Source organism: Butyrivibrio sp. LB2008, assembly GCF_000621565.1.
Lineage (GTDB): Bacteria > Bacillota > Clostridia > Lachnospirales > Lachnospiraceae > Butyrivibrio.
Window position 1 is genome coordinate 387038 of the sequence record NZ_KK211305.1, and the last position, 19924, is coordinate 406961.

At 40.0% G+C, this 19924-nt stretch carries 16 protein-coding genes; 10 read left to right on the forward strand and 6 right to left on the reverse strand.

Annotated features, from left to right (window positions below):
* Positions 1–77: 77 nt before the first annotated feature.
* The 3 genes from T356_RS0111750 (at position 78) to T356_RS0111760 (ending at position 2844) form a co-directional block, all read left to right on the forward strand.
* On the forward strand, positions 78–1088 hold the full coding sequence (locus tag T356_RS0111750) for a permease (RefSeq protein ID WP_026514645.1): 1011 nt from the start codon (positions 78–80) through the stop codon (positions 1086–1088).
* 10 nt (positions 1089–1098) lie between these two features.
* Positions 1099–1422: a thioredoxin family protein gene (locus T356_RS0111755; protein WP_026514646.1), complete on the forward strand. Its 324-nt coding sequence runs from the start codon at positions 1099–1101 to the stop codon at positions 1420–1422.
* A 114-nt stretch (positions 1423–1536) separates the two neighbouring features.
* Positions 1537–2844: an ATP-binding protein gene (locus T356_RS0111760; protein WP_026514647.1), complete on the forward strand. Its 1308-nt coding sequence runs from the start codon at positions 1537–1539 to the stop codon at positions 2842–2844.
* 430 nt (positions 2845–3274) lie between these two features.
* Here the strand turns inward: T356_RS0111760 and T356_RS19310 are convergent, their stop codons facing one another.
* On the reverse strand, positions 3275–3610 hold the full coding sequence (locus T356_RS19310) for a hypothetical protein (RefSeq protein WP_051563402.1): 336 nt from the start codon (positions 3608–3610) through the stop codon (positions 3275–3277).
* Between the two features lie 165 nt (positions 3611–3775).
* On the opposite strand from T356_RS19310, the gene T356_RS20470 reads away from it, so the two are divergent.
* From T356_RS20470 to malQ, 3 genes are all read left to right on the forward strand, one after another.
* Complete coding sequence (locus T356_RS20470; RefSeq protein ID WP_051563403.1) at positions 3776–4378, forward strand: TetR/AcrR family transcriptional regulator; 603 nt, start codon at positions 3776–3778, stop codon at positions 4376–4378.
* A gap of 15 nt (positions 4379–4393) precedes the next feature.
* The gene (locus tag T356_RS0111775; RefSeq protein WP_026514648.1) at positions 4394–5320 is read left to right on the forward strand and encodes a carbohydrate kinase family protein; all 927 of its coding nucleotides are present in this window, start codon (positions 4394–4396) and stop codon (positions 5318–5320) included.
* Between the two features lie 100 nt (positions 5321–5420).
* Positions 5421–6944, forward strand: a complete 1524-nt coding sequence (gene malQ / locus T356_RS0111780; protein ID WP_051563404.1) for a 4-alpha-glucanotransferase — start codon at positions 5421–5423, stop codon at positions 6942–6944.
* 539 nt (positions 6945–7483) lie between these two features.
* On the opposite strand, the gene T356_RS0111785 is transcribed toward malQ, so the two are convergent.
* Together T356_RS0111785 and T356_RS0111790 are read right to left on the reverse strand one after the other, a co-directional pair.
* The gene (locus T356_RS0111785; RefSeq protein ID WP_026514650.1) at positions 7484–8776 is read right to left on the reverse strand and encodes an IS110 family transposase; all 1293 of its coding nucleotides are present in this window, start codon (positions 8774–8776) and stop codon (positions 7484–7486) included.
* A gap of 181 nt (positions 8777–8957) precedes the next feature.
* Positions 8958–9491 (reverse strand): CYTH domain-containing protein, encoded by a 534-nt coding sequence (locus T356_RS0111790; RefSeq protein WP_330370936.1) that lies wholly within the window; start codon positions 9489–9491, stop codon positions 8958–8960.
* A 108-nt stretch (positions 9492–9599) separates the two neighbouring features.
* On the opposite strand from T356_RS0111790, the gene T356_RS0111795 reads away from it, so the two are divergent.
* A complete protein-coding gene (locus T356_RS0111795; RefSeq protein ID WP_026514652.1) occupies positions 9600–10151 on the forward strand; it encodes a DJ-1 family glyoxalase III in 552 nt (183 codons plus the stop codon).
* Positions 10152–10340: 189 nt separating this feature from the next.
* Here T356_RS0111795 and T356_RS0111800 read toward each other — a convergent pair whose 3' ends face one another.
* Positions 10341–12353, reverse strand: a complete 2013-nt coding sequence (locus T356_RS0111800; protein WP_026514653.1) for a methyl-accepting chemotaxis protein — start codon at positions 12351–12353, stop codon at positions 10341–10343.
* Between the two features lie 387 nt (positions 12354–12740).
* Between T356_RS0111800 and tig the strand changes: the two genes are divergently transcribed.
* The 3 genes from tig (at position 12741) to clpX (ending at position 16210) form a co-directional block, all read left to right on the forward strand.
* Positions 12741–14201: a trigger factor gene (gene tig, locus T356_RS19320; RefSeq protein WP_035781012.1), complete on the forward strand. Its 1461-nt coding sequence runs from the start codon at positions 12741–12743 to the stop codon at positions 14199–14201.
* Positions 14202–14312: 111 nt separating this feature from the next.
* Positions 14313–14939 carry an ATP-dependent Clp endopeptidase proteolytic subunit ClpP gene (gene clpP, locus T356_RS0111810; protein WP_255346972.1) on the forward strand — a complete coding sequence of 209 codons (627 nt, stop codon included), beginning with the start codon at positions 14313–14315 and terminating at the stop codon, positions 14937–14939.
* Entirely contained in the window at positions 14939–16210 is a 1272-nt protein-coding gene (gene clpX / locus T356_RS0111815; RefSeq protein WP_026514655.1) for an ATP-dependent Clp protease ATP-binding subunit ClpX, read from the forward strand. The genes clpP and clpX overlap by 1 nt, the downstream gene beginning before the upstream one ends.
* A 96-nt stretch (positions 16211–16306) precedes the next feature.
* On the opposite strand, the gene T356_RS0111820 is transcribed toward clpX, so the two are convergent.
* The gene (locus T356_RS0111820; RefSeq protein ID WP_026514656.1) at positions 16307–17602 is read right to left on the reverse strand and encodes a galactokinase; all 1296 of its coding nucleotides are present in this window, start codon (positions 17600–17602) and stop codon (positions 16307–16309) included.
* A gap of 10 nt (positions 17603–17612) precedes the next feature.
* Positions 17613–19661 (reverse strand): beta-galactosidase, encoded by a 2049-nt coding sequence (locus T356_RS0111825; RefSeq protein WP_026514657.1) that lies wholly within the window; start codon positions 19659–19661, stop codon positions 17613–17615.
* Positions 19662–19924 lie beyond the last annotated feature (263 nt).

The following is a 19924-nucleotide window of genomic DNA, read 5'->3' on the forward strand; positions in this document are numbered from 1 at the left end:
AAGGAGCAATATAGGCTAGAGTTGAGAGAAGATAATCAATGCTTCTGGGTATATTATCTTTAAATTAGGGAGACATAATGGGAAAGATACTGAAATTTTTGCAAGATGAATTGTTAGGAATGGAATGGTTAGCTACAAGCACCGGCAGATTTCTTACAATGATTGGAGTTGATATTGAAAGCAAGCTGGGAGGAAGCATACATTTTTTTGTCTATGACACAATTAAGATTATGCTTTTGCTTTTTAGCTTGATTTCAATCTTTGGATATATTGATACGTATATTCCTCCTGAAAAGACGAGAGCTGTTTTAAACAAACTTAGCGGTTTATGGGCAAATGTTGTAGCTGCATTATTTGGTACTGTTACATCCTTTTGTTCCTGTTCATCTATTCCTATATTTATAGGTTTTACTAATGCAGGATTACCGGTGGGAGTAACATTCTCCTTTTTGATTTCTTCACCAATGGTTGATATTGCCTCATTTGTATTGTTAGCAAGCGTTTTTGGGTGGAAGGTTGCTGCCGTCTACATTGTTACAGGATTGATAATTGCAATCGTAGGTGGATGGATTATTGGAGCCCTTCATATGGAGAATGAGGTAGAAGAGTTCGTTAGAAAAAAGGCGAAATCTACTGAAGTTCAAACTATGAATCAAACCCAGATGGATAGAATAAAAATCGGGCTTGGAGAGGCTTTTAATACTATTAAGAACATTTGGATTTTCATAATTATTGGAGTAGGTGTAGGAGCATTTATCCATAATTGGATTCCTCAAGAGTTGGTTGTAAGAATTCTTGGTAAGGGAAATCCATTTGCTGTATTAATAGCGACTATATTAGGTGCACCTGTATATGCGGATATATTTCAGACCATTGCAATTGCAGAAGCTTTATTGGAAAAGGGAGCATATCTTGGAGTGATTTTGGCATTTATGATGTCCATCACTACACTTTCTTTGCCATCATTGATAATGCTGAGAAAAATAGTAAAAGGAAAGTTATTTTTTGCCTTCCTAGCAATATGCTTGGTGGGAATTATGATAGTGGGATACACGTTTAATATAATACAAAATATATTACTAATTTGAGGATGGGGAAATGAATTTATTTAATCTATGGAACAAGCAAACAGAGAATGGTAGTAATGATAATGAATTTATAAATATTGTAGAGGGCTGCGAATTAAAGAATGTCACTGTTGTGGGAAGCAGCTGTTGCAAGAGCGGTTACAATTTATATGAGCAATTAAAAGAAATTATTAAAGAATCAAATGTTGCTGTAAAACTTACATACACGGACAGCATTGAATATGCAAGTGAATATGGAATAATTAGTAAACCTGCTATTGTTATAGATGATACTGTCATTGCCTGCAATAATGGTGTTGATGAGAATAGATTAAAAGAATTGTTGGTTTGTTAAGGGTCTAAACACTCTAATTCTTTCCAAAATGTTGATGGAAGATACATAATTTCTCTCCAAAATGTTGATTTGAGTATATAATATACTTATCAAAATGTTGATGGAGAAAAGATTATGTTAAAAAGAAAGCTTACAAACCAGCTTGAAAACTGGGTTTCAACCAAAAATAAAAAGTGTTTGATTGTCCAAGGCGCAAGACAAACAGGAAAAACTTTTGCTATTGAGAGATTTGCAGAGGCGAAATACGAGGAATTAGTGGAAATAAATTTTAAGCAGACTCCTTCTGCTGTTGAAATTTTTTCAGGAGATCTTACTGTTGAAACTATGGTGCTAGCATTACGCTTCCGGTTTCCAGACAAGAAAATTATACCAGGGAAGACATTGATTTTCTTAGATGAGATTCAGGAATGTGAAGAGGCGATTACATCGTTGAAGTTTTGGGCACTAGATAATCAATATGATGTAATGGCGTCAGGTTCTTTACTTGGAATAGATTATAAAAGAGCCTCATCCTATCCCGTTGGGTATGTAGATTATCTAAGGATGTATGGGTTGGATTTTGAAGAGTTTCTGTGGAGTATAGGTTTATCAGAAACTGTAATTGGATCATTGCATTCATATTTGAAGACAATGAAACCAATACCTGATTCTGTTCACAAGCAGATGATGCAATATTACAGATTATATATCGCAACTGGAGGTATGCCTGAGGCAGTTCAAAAGTATATTGATACAAAAGATTTTAGAGATGTGGATTCTGTTCAAAAAAATCTGCTGCAGGGGTATCAATATGATATAGCTCACTATGCAACAGCGGAGGAAAAGGTTAAAGCTGAAAAGTGCTACTTAACTCTTGCAAAACAATTACTTGATAAAGAGAATCATAAATTTCAATATAAAGAAATAGAGCATGGTGCAAGGGCACAAAAGTATTATTCGAGTATTGAGTGGTTGCTTAGGGCTGACATGGTACAATTATGCAAATTGGTTACTGATGTTAAATATGATCTAGAAGATTATGCTAGAAATGACTTCTTTAGAGCGTATACAACAGATTTGTCGCTTTTAGTATCTATGAAAGACTTTTCATTGAAGCAGCATATTGTAGAAAACACACTATCTGGTAATACAAAGGGTGGATTATATGAATGCGCGGTAGCAGATGCACTTCATAAAAAAGGATATAATCTGTATTTCTACAAAAATGAAACAACAAAGAAAGAATTGGATTTTATTATTCAAGTTGATGGTAAGGTTGTTCCTATAGAAGTTAAAAGTGGTAAGACTAAAGCCAATTCACTAAGTTCAATTATCAAGAAGGAAAAGAACATACCTTATGCATATAAGTTCATGGATGGAAATATAGGCGTAAGCGAAGACGGTATCATTACAATGCCTTTATATATGGCAACATTTATATAATAGTATTATGCAAATGGACATATTGGAAAAAATGAAATTGGATGATCAAAGCTAAATAGGGTTATATTGATTGTATCCTTGACAGCATGTGAATCCAAATTCTTTATGAATAGCATTAATTTTCCATAGCCAGATTGATTGCATAGAGCCTACAGGACCAATCTTCGCAGTATTTGCGTATTTTGCAACAATCATGAGTATAAAAAAAGAGGATTATTTATTCCGCTTTCGCTCCATCTGTTTGAGCCCGTCCACGGGCGAGTTTATGGAGCGAGGAATAAATAATCCTCTTTTTTTATGCCATGATTGTCAAAATACGCAACCCCTGCGAAGATTGGTCCTGTAGGCTCTATGCAACCAATCGTCCTTATGGATTTATATGGTCGCATAATAAAACCCCATGGATATCAGATATCCGTGGGGCTAATTATCATTTATCGTCTTCTTCACCAAAGAACTCATCCGCTGTATCGGAATCAGTCTTTTCGGTAGTTCCGGTAGCATCAGTCGCAGTAGAGGCAGTGGGCTCTGCATCATCTTCGGCGGTCTTGATGTCTACATATTTTCTGGAACCGAATCTGGATTCGGTTGTATCATCCAAATCCTCGTCGAAATCCTCGAACTCTTCAAAATCTTCGTCATCAAAACTGTCGGCAAGTTCAGCGTCTCTCTTACTTAAGTAATAATATACACCGGCAGCGGCTGCACCAACAGCAGCGCAGAATAAAATAAACTTTCCGAATCCATTTCCCTTGGACATAATCATACATCCTCCTATCCAAACGTTGAATTAATTTTATAACAATTTTGAGATAAATAAAAGTCCGTTGTATTAAAAATTAATAAATAACGGTAAATCGTTTGAATTCATTTTTTTAAAATGATATATTTGAATCAGACTAAGGTGGTCAATCAGTGTCGGAGAATAACTATGAATGAGCGATTTTTTGGACTGAAAAAAGAGAAGCAGGAAAGGGTGATAAACGCTGCACTCAAGGTATTTGCTGAGCATGGCTACTATCATTCGAGTACCGATGAGATCGTGAAGACTGCAAATATCAGTAAAGGCCTCTTGTTTCATTATTTCTCGAACAAGATAGGACTTTACGGTTTTTTGTATGATTATGCCACTAAAGTGGTGACGCTGGAGTTATCGACACATATTGATAAGAACGAGAACGGCTATTTTGAGATGTACAAGCAGATTCTAGCCGCTAAGGGAGCATCTGTAGTGCGTTTTCCGTATCTTTTTGCTTTTTTGAAAAAAGCTGATGAGGAAAAGGATGAATCGGCCGTGGAAGAGATACATGAACGCAGAGATAAGTATGCAAGAATAATGCAGGCTCTGAAGGAAAAGACGGACATTACGATTTTTTCCGGAGGAACGGATTATAATAAATTATGGGATGTGCTTGATTTTACGGTAGAAGGATTACTTGAGAGAAATATCAGGAACGGAAGCTTCAGAGCGGACTTGTTTATGGCTGAAGCTACTGAATATGTTGATATGATTCAAAAGATGGTGCTTACATAATAAGGAGGCTAAAAAATGGGTAAATTTTTAGTGGCTGGTGTAACACAGATTGAGACTATCGTCAGAGTTGATAAGATTCCTGTAAGTTTTGCGCCTATGACAAGCGCTATAGATTCGATCTATACCGCTATGGGCGGAGATGCATACAACGAGTCGCTTGCCCTTAAGTGGCTCGGCGATGATGTTATTTTCATGTCGATCGTCGGACGAAATCAGGACCTTGAGATGATCAATCCTCCCGACAGGAAGATAACGCTGTCCACTGAATATATTATCCCACAGATGAATGATACGCCTACTGAAGTCGTTTTGTATGACAAAGAGAGAAGGCAGCAGATCTTTGAAGATATAAAAGATCTTCGTGATAATGCATATGACATGTCCATGGTTCCGCCAATCGCGGAGAGCTGTGACATGATCGTTCTGGCCAATGCAAATTTCTGCAGGCCGTTTGTTAAGGTTGCACAGGAGCATAATAAGCCTATCGCGGTTAATATCAGATATTACAACAAAGAAAAAGAAAAATATAACGCAGACTTTCTAGACTCCGCCAAAATCCTGTATTTCAGTGATGATACTTTGACGGAAGATCCTTATGATTTCATAGACAGAATGGCAAATACATACGGAACCGAGATAATAATCCTTGGACAGGGCAGTGAGGGACTTATGCTTTATGATAAGTCTCAAAATCTCAGGATTCACTATAATACCGTGAAGACTAACGAGGTTGTTAATACCATCGGTGCCGGTAATGCGCTTTTTGCCTGTTTTCTCCATTATTATCTGGAAACGGGAGACAGCGTAAATGCCATAAAGAATGCTCTTTTGTTTGCATCTTACAAGATCGGATATATGGGAACATCGAATGGTTTCATGACTACAGATCAGCTTGAACAGTGGAGAAATCTGATCTGGGGAATCACGGATAAAAAATTCTGATGAAAATTGGCTTGGTTGATGCATTCTTGAACTTTATGTTCAAGAATGCATGAGTTTTGAATTATCCGGGAAACAGCCGGATTACGATAAGGGGATTTATATGAAAAAGAGTGATAATGTACCGAAAAGAGCGTGTGGAGTTCTGCTTCCTGTTTTTTCCCTGCCGTCGGACTATGGGATTGGAGCGTTTTCAAAAGAGGCGTATGCTTTCGTTGATTTCCTAAAGAAGGCCGGGCAGAAATACTGGCAGATACTTCCTCTTGGACCGACAGGTTATGGAGATTCGCCTTATCAGTCATTTTCTACATTTGCAGGAAATCCTTACCTGATAGATCCTGAGTTTTTTGTGGAAAAAGGTCTTTTGGAAAAGGAAGATCTTGAGGTATTAAAGAGCGACGAGCCTTCTGACAAAGTCGATTATAAGATGATAGAAGCGCATAAATATGAGCTAATTCGCAAGGCATTCGGAAATATCGAAAAAATACCGGAAGCATCGAAGGTGCAGGATGAGTTTGAGAAGTTCAAGAAGTTCAATGGAAAGAAGTGGCTCTTTGACTACGCGCTGTTTATGGCGCTTAAAGACATGTATGGCGGAAGGTCTTGGAATACTTGGGATGAAGATATAAGACTAAGGAAAAAAAGTGCAATGGCGCTGTACCGTGAGAAACTTTCCGGAGAGATTGATTTTTACTGCTTTGTTCAGTTTATATTCTATGTGCAGTGGAATACGCTCAAGAATTATGCGAATAAGAACGGGATAGAGATTATCGGCGACATACCGATATATGTCGCTTTTGACAGCTCGGATACGTGGGCCAATCCCGAACTTTTCCTTCTTGATAAAGATAATGTTCCAATAGAGGTTGCGGGATGTCCGCCCGATGCGTTCAGTAAAACAGGTCAGCTTTGGGGAAATCCGCTCTACAGATGGGACTACCACAAGCAGACAGGCTACAAGTGGTGGCTTGAGAGAATAGGGCACTGTTACAAGCTCTATGATGTACTCAGAATCGATCATTTCCGCGGATTTGACGAGTTTTATGCCATCCCGTACGGAAACCCCACGGCTGAGATCGGAAAGTGGAGAAAAGGCCCCGGATATGCTCTTTTTGATGCGGTGAAAAAAGAATTCGGAGATGTGAAGGTCATCGCGGAAGATCTGGGATTTCTTACCCCTTCGGTTTTAAAGCTTGTTAAAAAGACGGGATATCCCGGAATGAAGGTACTTCAGTTTGCTTTTGATGCGAAAGGAGACAGTGAGTATCTTCCTCACAATTACAGCAGCAACTGCGTTGTTTATACGGGAACTCACGACAATGATACGACAAGAGGTTGGTACAAGACATTAAAAAGAGATGACAAGAAATTTACAAGAGACTATCTTGGCGTTAGCGGCGGAAAGCAGGTTGTGAGTGCGCTTATACGCGCAGCATTCTCAAGTGTTGCCGATACGGCTATAATCCCAATGCAGGACTATCTTGAACTTGACGAGAGTGCAAGGATAAATATTCCGTCCACGCTTGGTGGAAACTGGCAGTGGAAGATGGAAGGCGATGAGCTTACGGATGAGCTCTGCAACAGAATGTATGGCTATGCCAAAATATACGGAAGAATTGTAAAGTGAGTGAAAAGAACAAAGAGTCGCTCGCGACTCTTTCGCGCGCGAGCGGTATTGCGAAGCAATAAATTACCTTTCCGCGAGCTGCGCATCCTGCGGAGCATTTTTATATCATAGGAAAGCAATTTCCTCTCCAATTAATCAAGTGTTTTTTGTGTAAATTCCTAGTTTTTTTTCATTCTCAGATTGAGTGATTGCTTGGTTATGGACTAATCCTTGCCTAAATTGACGGATATATAGGTATTTATGGGTACTCCAAATAAAACGTCTTTTGATTACGATTTAAATGGCCTCGATGCATACCCATCCCTATATGGCAGCTCACCTCTCATGTCCAACAGGATCATCCTCTATCGGAGTCCTCACTTCCTTCGTTCTGCCTATCCATAACCAGGGCGCCAGCTCAGCTATGTCTCAGGATCTTTGTCCTCCGGAAATTTATTCCTGCTGGCTACCAGCTCACTCTTTGTAACTTACTGAACCAAAACACTCCTTACTACAGCACCTACCGGTGGACGCTTCCTGTAGTACCATGGATTATTGGATTACGCCGCCAAATTTGGCGTTTCTCCTGGATGCTTGATATCCTCAAGCATCTTTGACGCATCATAGTCTATCCCTTTTGCCAAGATCGCATAAAAAACCCTAATAAGTTTACATGCTACAGCTATGATTGATTGCATCTTCTTTAATGGATTTGAATTCCTGGTAGTGTAATAATTGTGGATCTCTTTGAATTCTTCGCACTTACCAACAACGGATATCGCAGCTTGTATGAGCAAATATCTCAAATGTTTACGTCCTCTCTTACTTATCCTGGTCATGCCATTACGCTTTCCAGAACTATCTGCCACCAATTCTAATCCCGCAAGTTTCTGCAGTTCTTTGGCATTATCAAAGCGCATGATATCGCCCACTTCTGCAATGAATCCTGCTATTGTAATTATCCCTATACCTTTTATTTCAAGAAGTTTTTCTACATTCTTGATCTTAAGGGCAAGGTTCTCAATCAGATCATTGATCTGTTTAAGACGCTTTTCATTTTGCTCATGGTCCTCAAGAAGATCTCTGATCTCCATTCTTGCTTCTACAAGCCCCTCTCTGTATCCAATGCTCTTTAGTGCAGCATTATAGATAACCATTGCCTTTTTGCGACCATTAGCACGAAGTTTAGCTTTCTTCCATATTTCTATAATTCCGTCTATTCCCAACTTGATTATATCTTCAGGCATCGGAGCTTCTTTCAAAATCAGAAGCCCACCCTTAGCATTTATCTGGGTGTATATGCCTTTATATTCGGGGAAGTACACGCTGATCCATCTATACAACCTATTTTTTATTCGCGTCTGTTCCTCAACAAGTGTAAATCTACGATTTGAAGCATTTCTGAGTTCCGCATATATACCTTGCGGCATATATGTATAGTAATACCTTCCTTCTCTTACAAGTCCAGCTATAACTCTAGGATCCTTGCAATCATTTTTTGAAGGACTGTTATCATCTAGCTCCTTCGATTTATGTACATGATGCGGATTAACCATTACAAACTTTATACTTTTACCGCTCATATACTGTCCAAGATTAAACCAATAATGCCCTGTAGGCTCTATGCCAACAAGTGTCTCCGATAGATGGAATCGTTCCATAAGCGAATATATCTCATTGGAAAAGGAATTAAATCCCTCCATTGAATTAGTGAATGGAAAAGGCTTTTTGGTGAGCTCAATTCCTCTCCAATCAAAAGCCCTAAAGTAATGTTTTTCACTACCAACATCGATGCCCACCACCATTGTCTTTTCTGTAACTTGCCTGATCTTTTTGTTTTGTGTAGAATTCATTTGTAGATACCTCTCTTTTTCTGTTTATTGCCAACTATGCTAGGGTCAGCAATTACAGTTTATCTGAGGTATCTTTCTTTTTCTATAAATTCACACTTCTATCCACACTTTAAATGTTACAGGAAGCTATGATATAAAAAATTGGCGGTGCAGATTTAAGGTTCTGCACCGCCAAATAAGTTTACAGTGATTCCGTGCTCATGTAGGAATTACTGTAGTGGTAATCACCTGTTACATCTCTAAGAAACCATGATGCGGCATGGTAAGCGCTTGCGGATTCTTCGTTTGGAAACTCCACTTCGGCGAGATAACGCCCGAAGAAGGGGGCGTCGAATACGTCAAGTTCTATCTTGATATCGCCGGTTTTTATTGCCGGACCGATTGTCGGATTGGCTGATAGAAACTCGCTGTCAAATGCGTCTTCATTAAGAGGCAGGAGATAGCGGGTTTTCTTTATGATATTGCCGTCGCATTTTTTTACAAGATTAGCGTAGCTCTCTGCATCAAGCGGCATGTTGTATTCTACTTTTCCGATGCCGCCGTCCTTTGCGGGACCGGAGCCTTTGTAGGTCATGTAATAGTTGTCATCCTCTCTTCGAACGCGAACAGCGGGAGATACGTTCAGATAGCCTTGTTCTATTATATGGTGCGGAAATGTGCTTAAATCATTCGGAAGTTCTTTGATCGTAAATTTCTTTTCTATTTCAATTCCCATGAATTTTACCTTTCTGTGTGATATAGATATTATTTTATGCTGTTGGATAATATAATTTATTATAATATAAGAGCATAGCAAATTGATAAAAATAAACGGAGGACGAATATGGCAAAGACAGCAATATTTCTGGCAAATGGTTTTGAAGAGATAGAGGGACTTACCGTAGTGGACATATTAAGAAGGGCTAAGATTGATATCACAATGGTCTCGATAACAGGATCCAAGGCTGTTGAAGGCTCACACGGAATAAAGCTTGAGGCAGATGATATGATTGAGAACTTTAATTTTGACGGAGTTGACATGATCATTCTTCCCGGTGGAATGCCCGGAACCAAGAATCTTGATGCCTGTGCACCTCTTAAGGCCAAGATAGAAGAGTTTAATAACGAAGGCAAGATGCTTGCGGCAATCTGCGCGGCACCTACCGTATACGGCAAGATGGGACTTCTTAAGGGCAAAAAAGTTTGTTGCTATCCCGGATGTGAAGGCGACCTGATCGGAGCAAATGTATCTACCGACGAGGTTTCAAAAGATGGAAACTTCATCACATCCCGAGGCATGGGAACAGCAATTCCATTCGCACTTGCAATCTTAGAGCACTTCAATGGAAAAGAAGCAGCAGAGCAGATGGCACAAGCAATCGTATATACAGCGTGACTTTGGGGACAACAGAAGTTGACCTGATTAAGAAAGATAGAACCTTACGCAAAAAATAAGGCAGATATATATAATTTTTGCGAATTTGTGCCATATAAATGGGACCAACTCATTGGGCTCATTTATATGGCCGGCACAATCTGAGCTAAAATTATATATATCTGCCTATATATTTACAGCGTAACCCTATCAGGTTTTAAAGAACTGGATATCTTCGTTAAGCTTGTTGGCAACACCTTTGAGGTTTGTGGCCGATCCTGCAAGTGATGTAACCGTAGCGGAGAGTTCTTCCATGGAAGCACCTGTCTCCTCTGATGAAGCTGCGTTCTGCTGTGAAATAGCAGAGAGCGAATTCATTGAATCTGATACAACATTCTTGGAAGATACACAAGTCTCTGCACCGGATGAGATGCTCTTTACACCGTTAACGGTTTCTCTGATATCGGCGAGCATTTCATTTACGGAAATGAGAGTTTCGCCCAAAGCATCCTGCTGGTCGAGGTTACCTTTCTTAACTTCATCTGAAGCTTCAACGGCAGCTTTACTCTGTTCGAGAAGTATATCCATCTGCTTTCTGATATCATCAGCCATTGCTTTTGAATCGTCGGCAAGTTTACCGATTTCTTCCGCAACAACCGCAAATCCTTTTCCTGCTTCACCGGCTCTTGCGGCCTCGATAGAAGCGTTAAGTGAAAGGAGGTTGGTCTGGGTAGCTATGCTTGCAATTCCTTCAACCTTCTCATTGATACTTGAAACGGCATCCTGTGTTGCCGAAATGGTCTTAGAGATATCATCAATCTTGGATGTCATGTTTGTGCTTGATTCCTGGAGAGCTGAAAGCGACTGTGAAGAAGCTTCCGAAGCATCTTTCATTCTTGTTGCAAGTGACTCAAGACTGTCTGTGGATCCCTGAACATCCGAAACGGCATTACCGATCTGTGTAACGTTTTCAGATGCCTTCTGGATCTCATCAGCCTGCTGGGTTGCACCTGATGCAATATCCTGAACCGCATTTGATACGTCTTCTGCGGTATGTGAGATCTGGTTTGCCATGTCTGACAATTCTTCGGATGACTCACCGATTGTGTTAGCCGATGACTTGATATTGGAAACAATGGCCTGGAGCTCATTTATTACAGTGTTTGTATTATTTATGATAGTTCCGAATTCATCTTTTCTCTTTGTATGCTTTTCAACCAATGCAAATCTTCCGTCTGCAAGCATAGCGAGAGAGTTGTTAACCTCGTTGATGGGATCTGTAAAGGAAAGAGCCATCTTTACTGAGATAACCGCTGTTACAACTAAAAGAGCCAATCCTACAAGGACAACGATCAGTGCAGCAGATCTTGTTTCGGCAGTTATTACCTTAGTGTCTGTTGCAGCAACGACAACAAATCCTGTGCTGGGTGATTTTACATATGAAACCAACGCATGGTATCCCTTACCGGTATCAACCTGGTAAACTCCGCTGTCGAGACCGGAAGTTATGAACTGTGATTTGCTTCTGTCATCTTCGTTTGCTGATGTGATCTCATACTGAGAATGTGCGGCAACAAGGCCGTTTCTGTCTACGAAGAAAGCGTCACTTGATTTTTCAGCGAGGAATGCATGAAATTTGTTCAGGTCAAGTTCGCGCTGGGCAATACCGATTGTTTCGCCTTTTGAGTTGATAACCGGAGCTGCGACTGTTATCTGACGTATGCCTGACGATTCTGAAACGATTACATTGGAAACGAAAACATTTCCGTTCATTGCTTCCTGGAAAAATTCACTTCCGCTTACATCCTCAAGTTCACCTGTATTTTTGAGAATTTCTTTTCCGTCTTTACTTGTAAGAATGGTAATGTTTCCGTCACCAAGCATTGTATCTATCTCTTCGAGATACTTTGCAGCTTCTTCCTGGAATGAAACGTTGAACGGATTTTCCATGAATCTTGTTGTTGCAGGTGATTTAGCCAAAGTCTGTAAACTCATTATGTTCTTTTCCATCAGACCTTCAAATTCCGATGAAATATAATTTGCCTGCCAACTCAGAGTGTTTTCAGCATCGCTGACAGCTTTTGAAGTAGAAGTCGCATAGCTTACTATTAATGAAATAATAAGCGGAATTGCTGCTACCAAGAGCATTATAGCGATCATTCTGGGCTTTATGCTGTTCGCAAAATTGGTATTTTTTTTCTTTGGTTTGGAATCCTTTGCCATTTAAAATGCCTCCGTACTAATTTAAGTGGATAGTGCTGTAACGCATTAAAATACATTAAAAAATTAATGTAATTTTATACTAAAATAATACTATTTAGCAGTTAAAAAGTGACTAAAAATAGGAAAATTTTATATAGTTTTTATGTTTCTCCGCGTTAAGCTTTTTAGGTTATCGGCTATATTGTGGTGCTTAATTATACTTAACATAAAAAATAGCAACTTTTTACATATAGGAAATTAACGGATATTGGAGTGAAAAAAACATGGAAAAAAATATGTACTTATGATATAATTTGAAACGATTGTGCCTACAGGTAGGCGAAAGGGCTTGAAACTGTGTTTTTCGGCTCTTTATTATAAATACTTTTAGGAGGAATTACAGATAAAATGAGCGTAACAGTTGAGAAGCTTGAAAAGAGCATGGCTAAGCTTAAGATTGAAGTATCTGCAGAGCAGCTCGAGAAGGCAATTCAGAAGGCCTATGAGAAGAACAAGAATAAGATTCAGTTACCCGGTTTCCGTAAGGGTAAGGCTCCTCGTAAGATGATCGAGCAGATGTACGGTAAGGGAGTATTCTACGAGGATGCTGCAAATGCTCTTATTGAGGAAGAGTATCCCAAGGCTGTAGAGGAGTGCGGAGAGAACGTTGTATCTTCTCCCAAGATTGATGTTGAGCAGCTTGAGGCAGGAAAGGACTTCATCTTTACAGCTGAAGTAGCTCTTAAGCCTCCGGTTAAGCTTGGAAAATATAAGGGCATCGAAGTAGAAAAGATGGATATCGATGTTACTGATGCTGACGTTGATGCTGAGATCGATAAGCAGAGAAACACAAATGCAAGAACTGTGGATGTAACAGACAGAGCAGTTCAGAATAATGATATCGTTACTCTTGATTTCGAAGGATTTGTAGACGGAGTTGCATTCCCGGGCGGAAAGGGAACAGATTATCCTCTTACAATCGGTTCAGGTGCATTCATTCCCGGATTCGAAGAGCAGCTTATCGGATTTGAGATTGGCAAAGAAGGCGATGTAAACGTTAAGTTCCCTGAAGAGTATCAGGCAGCTGAACTCGCAGGTAAAGATGCTACTTTCAAGTGCACGGTTAAGGCTATCAAGGCTAAGGAACTTCCTGAACTCAATGATGAGTTCGCAAGTGATGTATCAGAGTTCGATACACTTGCTGAGTACAAGGAAGATGTTAAGAAGAAGCTTGTTGAGAAGAAGACAAACGAAGAGAAGGCTAAGAGAGAGGATGCTGTAGTTAAGGCAGTTATCGAAGATTCAGATATGGAACTTCCTGAGGCTATGATCGAGACACAGCAGAGACAGATCGTTAACGATTTCGCTCAGAGACTTCAGATGCAGGGCATGAACATGGATCAGTATCTTCAGTACACAGGTAATACTGTAGACAAGATGCTTGAGCAGGTTAAGCCTCAGGCTATCGAGAGAATCAAGTCAAGACTTGTTCTTGAGGCTGTTGCTGAGAAGGAGAACATCACAGTATCTGACGAAGAGTTCGAGAAAGAACTTGAGAAGATGGCTGAGCAGTATAGAATGGAACTTTCTAAGCTCAAAGAGCTTATGTCAGATTCTGAGAAAGAGATCATGAAGAGTGATCTTGCAGTTCAGAAGGCTGCTGATTTCCTTGTAGAGAACGTTAAGGAAGGTGCTGCTAAGAAGGCTGCAAAGAAGACAACAACAAAGAAGACAGCTGAGAAGGCTGACGATAAAGAAGAGAAGCCTGCAAAGAAGACAGCTGCAAAGAAGACAACAGCTAAGAAAGATGATGCAGACAAGGAAGAAAAGCCTAAGAAGACAACAAGAAAAAAGAAGACTGAAGAATAATCATTAGGTTTTAGGTGGATAAAAATGAAAAATTTCCCGTAAATATCGTTTTACGGGAAATTTTTTATGCTATTTTTATAAAATTATTGGTATAATGAAAAGTGAGATTTTATTAAGGCTAGAAAGGAAGAAAAAATGAGTTTAATACCTTATGTCATTGAACAGACAAGTCGCGGTGAGAGATCATATGATATTTACTCCAGACTTTTGAAGGAGAGGATTATATTTCTCGGAGAAGAAGTTAATGCCGCATCAGCCAGTACAGTTGTAGCTCAGCTCCTGTTCCTTGAAGCTGAAGATCCCAATAAGGACATTCACATGTATATTAACAGTCCCGGGGGAGAAATTACATCCGGAATGGCTATATATGATACAATGCACTACATTAAGTGTGATGTTAGTACAATATGTATAGGAATGGCTGCAAGTATGGGAGCATTTCTTCTTGCAGGCGGAGCAAAGGGTAAGAGAATGGCTCTTCCAAATGCAGAAGTTATGATTCATCAGCCTTTGGGTGGAACACAAGGTCAGGCAACTGAGATTGAGATTGCTGCAAAGCATATCATAAGAACAAAAGAGAAAATGAACAGGATGCTTGCCGAGAATACAGGAAAACCGTTTGAACAGGTTGCAGCAGATACAGAAAGAGATAACTGGATGACTGCTCAGGAGGCCTTGGAATACGGTCTTATTGATTCTATAGTTGAGAACCGTCCTAAGAAAGAGGAAAATAAATAATGGCAAAGATACCGGGAGAGATCAAGTGCTCTTTTTGTAATAAGACACAAGATCAGGTGAAAAAATTAATAGCGGGTCCCGCAGGCGTATATATCTGCGACGAGTGCGTAGAGATATGCTCGGATATCATCGCGGAGGAATTTGACGATGAACCTGAAATGCCTGATAGAGACGAGCAGATAAATCTTTTGAAGCCCGTTGAGATCCGAAACTTTTTGGATGAGTATGTTATCGGACAGGAAGAGGCAAAGAAAGTTCTTGCAGTTTCTGTTTATAACCACTACAAGAGGGTATTGGCCCCAAAAAGTGAGGATAAATCAGAAGTAGAGCTTCAGAAGAGCAATATTATAATGGTAGGTCCTACCGGATCGGGTAAGACATATCTTGCACAGACACTTGCCAAGATAATCAACGTACCCTTTGCAATCGCAGATGCAACCACGCTTACCGAGGCAGGATACGTCGGAGAAGACGTTGAGAATATTTTGCTTAAGCTTATCCAGAATGCCGATTATGATATCGAGAGAGCTCAATATGGCATTGTATATATCGATGAGATTGATAAGATCACCAAGAAGAGCGAAAATGTTTCTATAACAAGAGATGTATCGGGTGAAGGTGTTCAGCAGGCACTTCTTAAGATTATAGAAGGTACTGTTGCAAGCGTTCCTCCTCAGGGCGGAAGAAAGCATCCTCATCAGGAACTTATCCAGATTGATACAAGTAATATCTTGTTTATCTGCGGCGGAGCTTTTGACGGTCTTGACAAGATCGTAGAGGCCAGACTCGATCGTAATTCAATCGGATTCAATGCAGAGATTGCAGACAAGACTGAAAGAGAGATTGGAGATGTATTAAAAGAAGTTACTCCTCAGGATCTTGTTAAATTTGGTCTTATCCCTGAGTTTGTCGGACGTGTGCCGATTACTGTTACACTCGAGGGACTTTCAAAGGAAGCACTTGTAAGAATTCTTACAGAGCCCAGAAATGCCCTTGTTAAGCAGTATCAGAAACTCTTTGATTTCGATGATGTAAAGCTTACATTTGAGGATGATGCTGTAGATAAGATTGCACAGATGGCGTATGAGAGAGAGACAGGTGCCCGTGGACTTCGTTCTATCATGGAGAAGACTATGATGAATGTAATGTACGAGATTCCTTCAGATGACAGTATCAGTGAGTGTGTTATCACTAACAATTCCGTTGACGGAACAAGTGAACCGCTTATTGTTCACAAGGAACAGGGGAAGCTGCTCAAACCTGCCAAATAATAGCAGATCATAAGTAAAAATGATAGATTTAGAGCCATGACTAAAAAGTCATGGCTCTTTATTATTAGTGGAGTATATATTTAAAACAGAAAATGTTTAAATATCAATTTTCATGCCGCCGTATTTTCTTATCTTAAGAACGACGCAAGCGCCCTCACCAAATACGTTATCGAGGGCTTTTTTATATTCTTCGACTTTATCATTTCTGACAAATGCCTGTATTGTTCCGGCAAATCCGCCGCCGTGGACTCTGCATGCACCGCCGTCTGAGCCGAGAACTATTTCACTTATGCAAAGTGCTATGGAAATGTTCTGGTGCTGAATATCCTGGCCGGTATATACATTCTGAAGGAACTTGAATGATGAATCGCCGGATGCTTTTATTGTTTCTAAGAATGTTGTAAAGTCGTTACTCTTGAGGGCGTCCACTTCTTTGATAACTCTTTTGTTTTCTTCATAGAAGTGCAGAGCGCGGAGAACGGCTCTGTCACCGAGTTTTTGGCGAAGTGAAGGAATAGCTTTTATAACCTGGGATTCCGGAACGTCTGCAAGAGCAGCTTTTCTGAATTCTGCCGCAACAGCCATCATTTCTTTGGGAACGGCCGCATATTCGGAAGTTAATCCGGAATGGCTTCCTTTTGTATCTGTGATGCAAAGGCTGTAGCCTGCTGCATTTATATCAAGGTCAAGCTTTTCAATCTTTGGTGTACCGGCAATCTTGAAATCAATATGACACAGGCTTCCGATTGAACATGCCATCTGATCCATAAGTCCGCAAGGCTTACCGAAATATATATTTTCAGCATATTGGCCGATTGTAGCAATAGTGATGTCATCAATCTTATCTTCATTGTAAAGTGAAGAGATTATGTTTCCTATTACGGTTTCGAAGGCGGCAGATGAAGACAGGCCGGAACCTCCGAGCACCTCACTTGTGATATAAGCATCAAAACCGCCTATTTCAAATCCCCGCATCTGCGCTCCGGCAATTACACCCTTTACTAAAGAGAGTGTAGTTCCTTTTTGCGAAGAATCACGGGAAATATCATCGATACCGAAGCTTATCATTTTATATCCTTCAGACTGTACATTGACCGTAGAAGGATTTGGCGCTACGATTGCGATGGTATCCAAATTTATAGATGCTGTCAGGACGTGACCGTGTTGATGGTCGGTATGATTTCCGCCGACTTCGGTACGGCCGGGAGCATTGATTATTATTACATCGTCGTTATAGTTTGCAGAGGATCTGTATAATTTTTCATAACTTTTTATTGCCTGAATATACCTGTCGGTCTGGTAAGCAAGCTTTTTTTCATCAAGGTAGATGTCAAGAAGAGTATCATTTAACTTGCCATCTTCAATATACTTGATCAAATCCTGTGTTTTCATACTTTAAACCTCATTTGTTGACAAATATCTTAACGCTCCATGAACCTATGCTGATCTTGTCTCCGCGGTGATATTCGCTTGAACTGATCAGTTCGGTACAGTCTTTGTATATCGAAATAAGTTCAATCTTAGATGAGAAGTTGAAGTAATAGGTTATTTTTTCGCCAAGTGTGTTGGTTCCTGACTTTACGATGATGGGGAAAGATTCCTCCGGTAAAGAAAGGCCTATCCTTCTGATAAGTTTTTTTAATATAACAGTCAGACCTTCACACTGCATGTAGCATCCGATATAGGTCACGCTTCCTGAGAATGGAAGTTTATTGTGAAGTACTGCGGCATATTTGTCCCAACATGGATGGACGTATGTTCCCCAGACTTCTTCACCTGTGCCCTGAGGCCTTAGAAGTTCCATCCAATGAGAAACATTGAATTCTCTGCCGTCAATCTTTATCGTGGTATCTACAGGCCTTGTGAATTGATCGTATGTACCGCCTATAATGTCAGTCATATTGTAAGGAAGGACATCCGGATAAATCTTTAGTTCTTCGTCGGATACAAGGCTCTTGAAGCCAAGTACCAGATTTCCGCCTTTTTCAATGTACTTTCTGAGTGAATCTATCAATTCCTTTGTAGCGGAGTAGAGTGCCGGTACTATCAGCAAAGGATATTTTTTTGCCATAGCTTCCGGATCCGTTAATATGACATCTTCTTTGTAAACGATATCTGTTTCAAGATTCATTTTGTAGCAGGCATTGTACATCCAGCGAAGTATGTGATTGTAAGTGAGCTTTTTGGGACTCCAGTCATCCTGACCGACACTTTCATCGGACACATCGTCGATGGGGAATTCGTCAAGACCGACAAGGCTTCTGTTGTCGGCGAGAATGGCAGCCGAACAATTCTTGGTCAGGTCTTTTAAATGCTCGTCAATCTTCAATTCTTCCGATCTTGCGAAAGCGAGTTCTTTGTATGTTTCTCCCGGAATAAGATCGTGGCTGATGATTCCTTTCCAATAGGATTCACAGGAATTGTGAATTGAATGCCAGTTCCAGTACATAACTCCGTTTGCGCCGCTTGCCAGATGGCTGTAATAAGCCTGTCTGAGCTGACCGGGATATGCAAGCCAATCGAGTCTTCCCTGAGACTGTGTCTCAAGTACGAGGTAATTGTTTTTCTTAAGAGATCTTCCGATTGCTCCGCCAAAACTTATGGTTGCACCGTCAAATTTGTTTTGAGTAGGGTGATAGATATCAACTCCTGCTATATCTGTGGCTTCCGCAGCATCTCGCTGATTTGCGAGAGGCTGGATACCAAAAGAGAATCCATCCCATGAAAAGTCATAATTATGGGTGATGAACTGGTCGTCTCTTTTGTATTCATTTATGATATCTGCCTGCCATTTATGATATTCGGTGATTTTGTCTCTCAGGAATGCTTTGTATGCTGCTGAAAGACTGCCGTTTACGGTTCCACGGATATCGGGCATGTCATCCCATGATGCTATACTGTTACTCCAGTAATTGAGTCCGAATTCAGCGTTAAACTCCTTAATATCGGGATATTTTTTCTTCATCTCCTCAATGAACATCTTCTGATTGTCAGGAGAGTATCCGTTCCCGGAGCGAGTTTCGTTATCAATCTGAAAACCGATAACCTGAGGATTGTTCGCAACTTCTTCCATCAGCTTTCTGATAATTCGCTCTGCATGGAAAAGAAAATTCGGATTTGTGATGTCATGTAATTGCCTGTGTCCGTATATGTTCTGACCTTCGGGAGTCAGCGCCATGATATCGGGATATTTTTTGGCAAGCCATGAAGGGATTGCATATGTGGGCGTGCCTACGATGACAGATATGTCATATTTTGCGGCGGCATCAAGTACCTTATGTAAATATGTAAAATCGAATACGTTGTCAGACGGCTCCCAAGTGCTCCATGTTGATTCGGCAATTCTGATAACATTCATGCCGGCATCCTTTATGAGCTGGAAGTCTGTATCTATCCGGTCATAAGGCATATATTCAGCATAATATGCAACACCAAAATAAGTTGATTTCATAACGTCACCTCTAAGAAAAACAAAAGTATATATATAATTCTATAAAAAATCCTACATATATGTCAAAAAAATGAGAGAAAATATTCGTATAAATAATAAAAAACATGTATAAAAATTGGTAGCATTTAGCAGTCAAAAGCGAAAAATCAGGCTGCGATCATAGTTGACGGAATATTGATAAAGTGCTAAATTTCAAACAAGACAACCAATTGCGCAAAGTATAACATAGAGATACGAAATTGCAAAGTATTATTTTTAATATT

Coding starts and splice junctions, on each gene's coding strand:
- T356_RS0111750 (WP_026514645.1), top strand. CDS start 78: ATGGGAAAGATACTGAAATTTTTGCAAGATGAATTGTTAGGAATGGAA.
- T356_RS0111825 (WP_026514657.1), bottom strand. CDS start 19,661: ATGAAATCAACTTATTTTGGTGTTGCATATTATGCTGAATATATGCCT.
- T356_RS0111790 (WP_330370936.1), bottom strand. CDS start 9,491: ATGGGAATTGAAATAGAAAAGAAATTTACGATCAAAGAACTTCCGAAT.
- T356_RS0111800 (WP_026514653.1), bottom strand. CDS start 12,353: ATGGCAAAGGATTCCAAACCAAAGAAAAAAAATACCAATTTTGCGAAC.
- T356_RS0111775 (WP_026514648.1), top strand. CDS start 4,394: ATGGGTAAATTTTTAGTGGCTGGTGTAACACAGATTGAGACTATCGTC.
- tig (WP_035781012.1), top strand. CDS start 12,741: ATGAGCGTAACAGTTGAGAAGCTTGAAAAGAGCATGGCTAAGCTTAAG.
- T356_RS0111755 (WP_026514646.1), top strand. CDS start 1,099: ATGAATTTATTTAATCTATGGAACAAGCAAACAGAGAATGGTAGTAAT.
- malQ (WP_051563404.1), top strand. CDS start 5,421: ATGAAAAAGAGTGATAATGTACCGAAAAGAGCGTGTGGAGTTCTGCTT.
- clpX (WP_026514655.1), top strand. CDS start 14,939: ATGGCAAAGATACCGGGAGAGATCAAGTGCTCTTTTTGTAATAAGACA.
- T356_RS0111820 (WP_026514656.1), bottom strand. CDS start 17,602: ATGAAAACACAGGATTTGATCAAGTATATTGAAGATGGCAAGTTAAAT.
- T356_RS20470 (WP_051563403.1), top strand. CDS start 3,776: ATGAATGAGCGATTTTTTGGACTGAAAAAAGAGAAGCAGGAAAGGGTG.
- T356_RS0111785 (WP_026514650.1), bottom strand. CDS start 8,776: ATGAATTCTACACAAAACAAAAAGATCAGGCAAGTTACAGAAAAGACA.
- T356_RS0111760 (WP_026514647.1), top strand. CDS start 1,537: ATGTTAAAAAGAAAGCTTACAAACCAGCTTGAAAACTGGGTTTCAACC.
- T356_RS19310 (WP_051563402.1), bottom strand. CDS start 3,610: ATGATTATGTCCAAGGGAAATGGATTCGGAAAGTTTATTTTATTCTGC.
- T356_RS0111795 (WP_026514652.1), top strand. CDS start 9,600: ATGGCAAAGACAGCAATATTTCTGGCAAATGGTTTTGAAGAGATAGAG.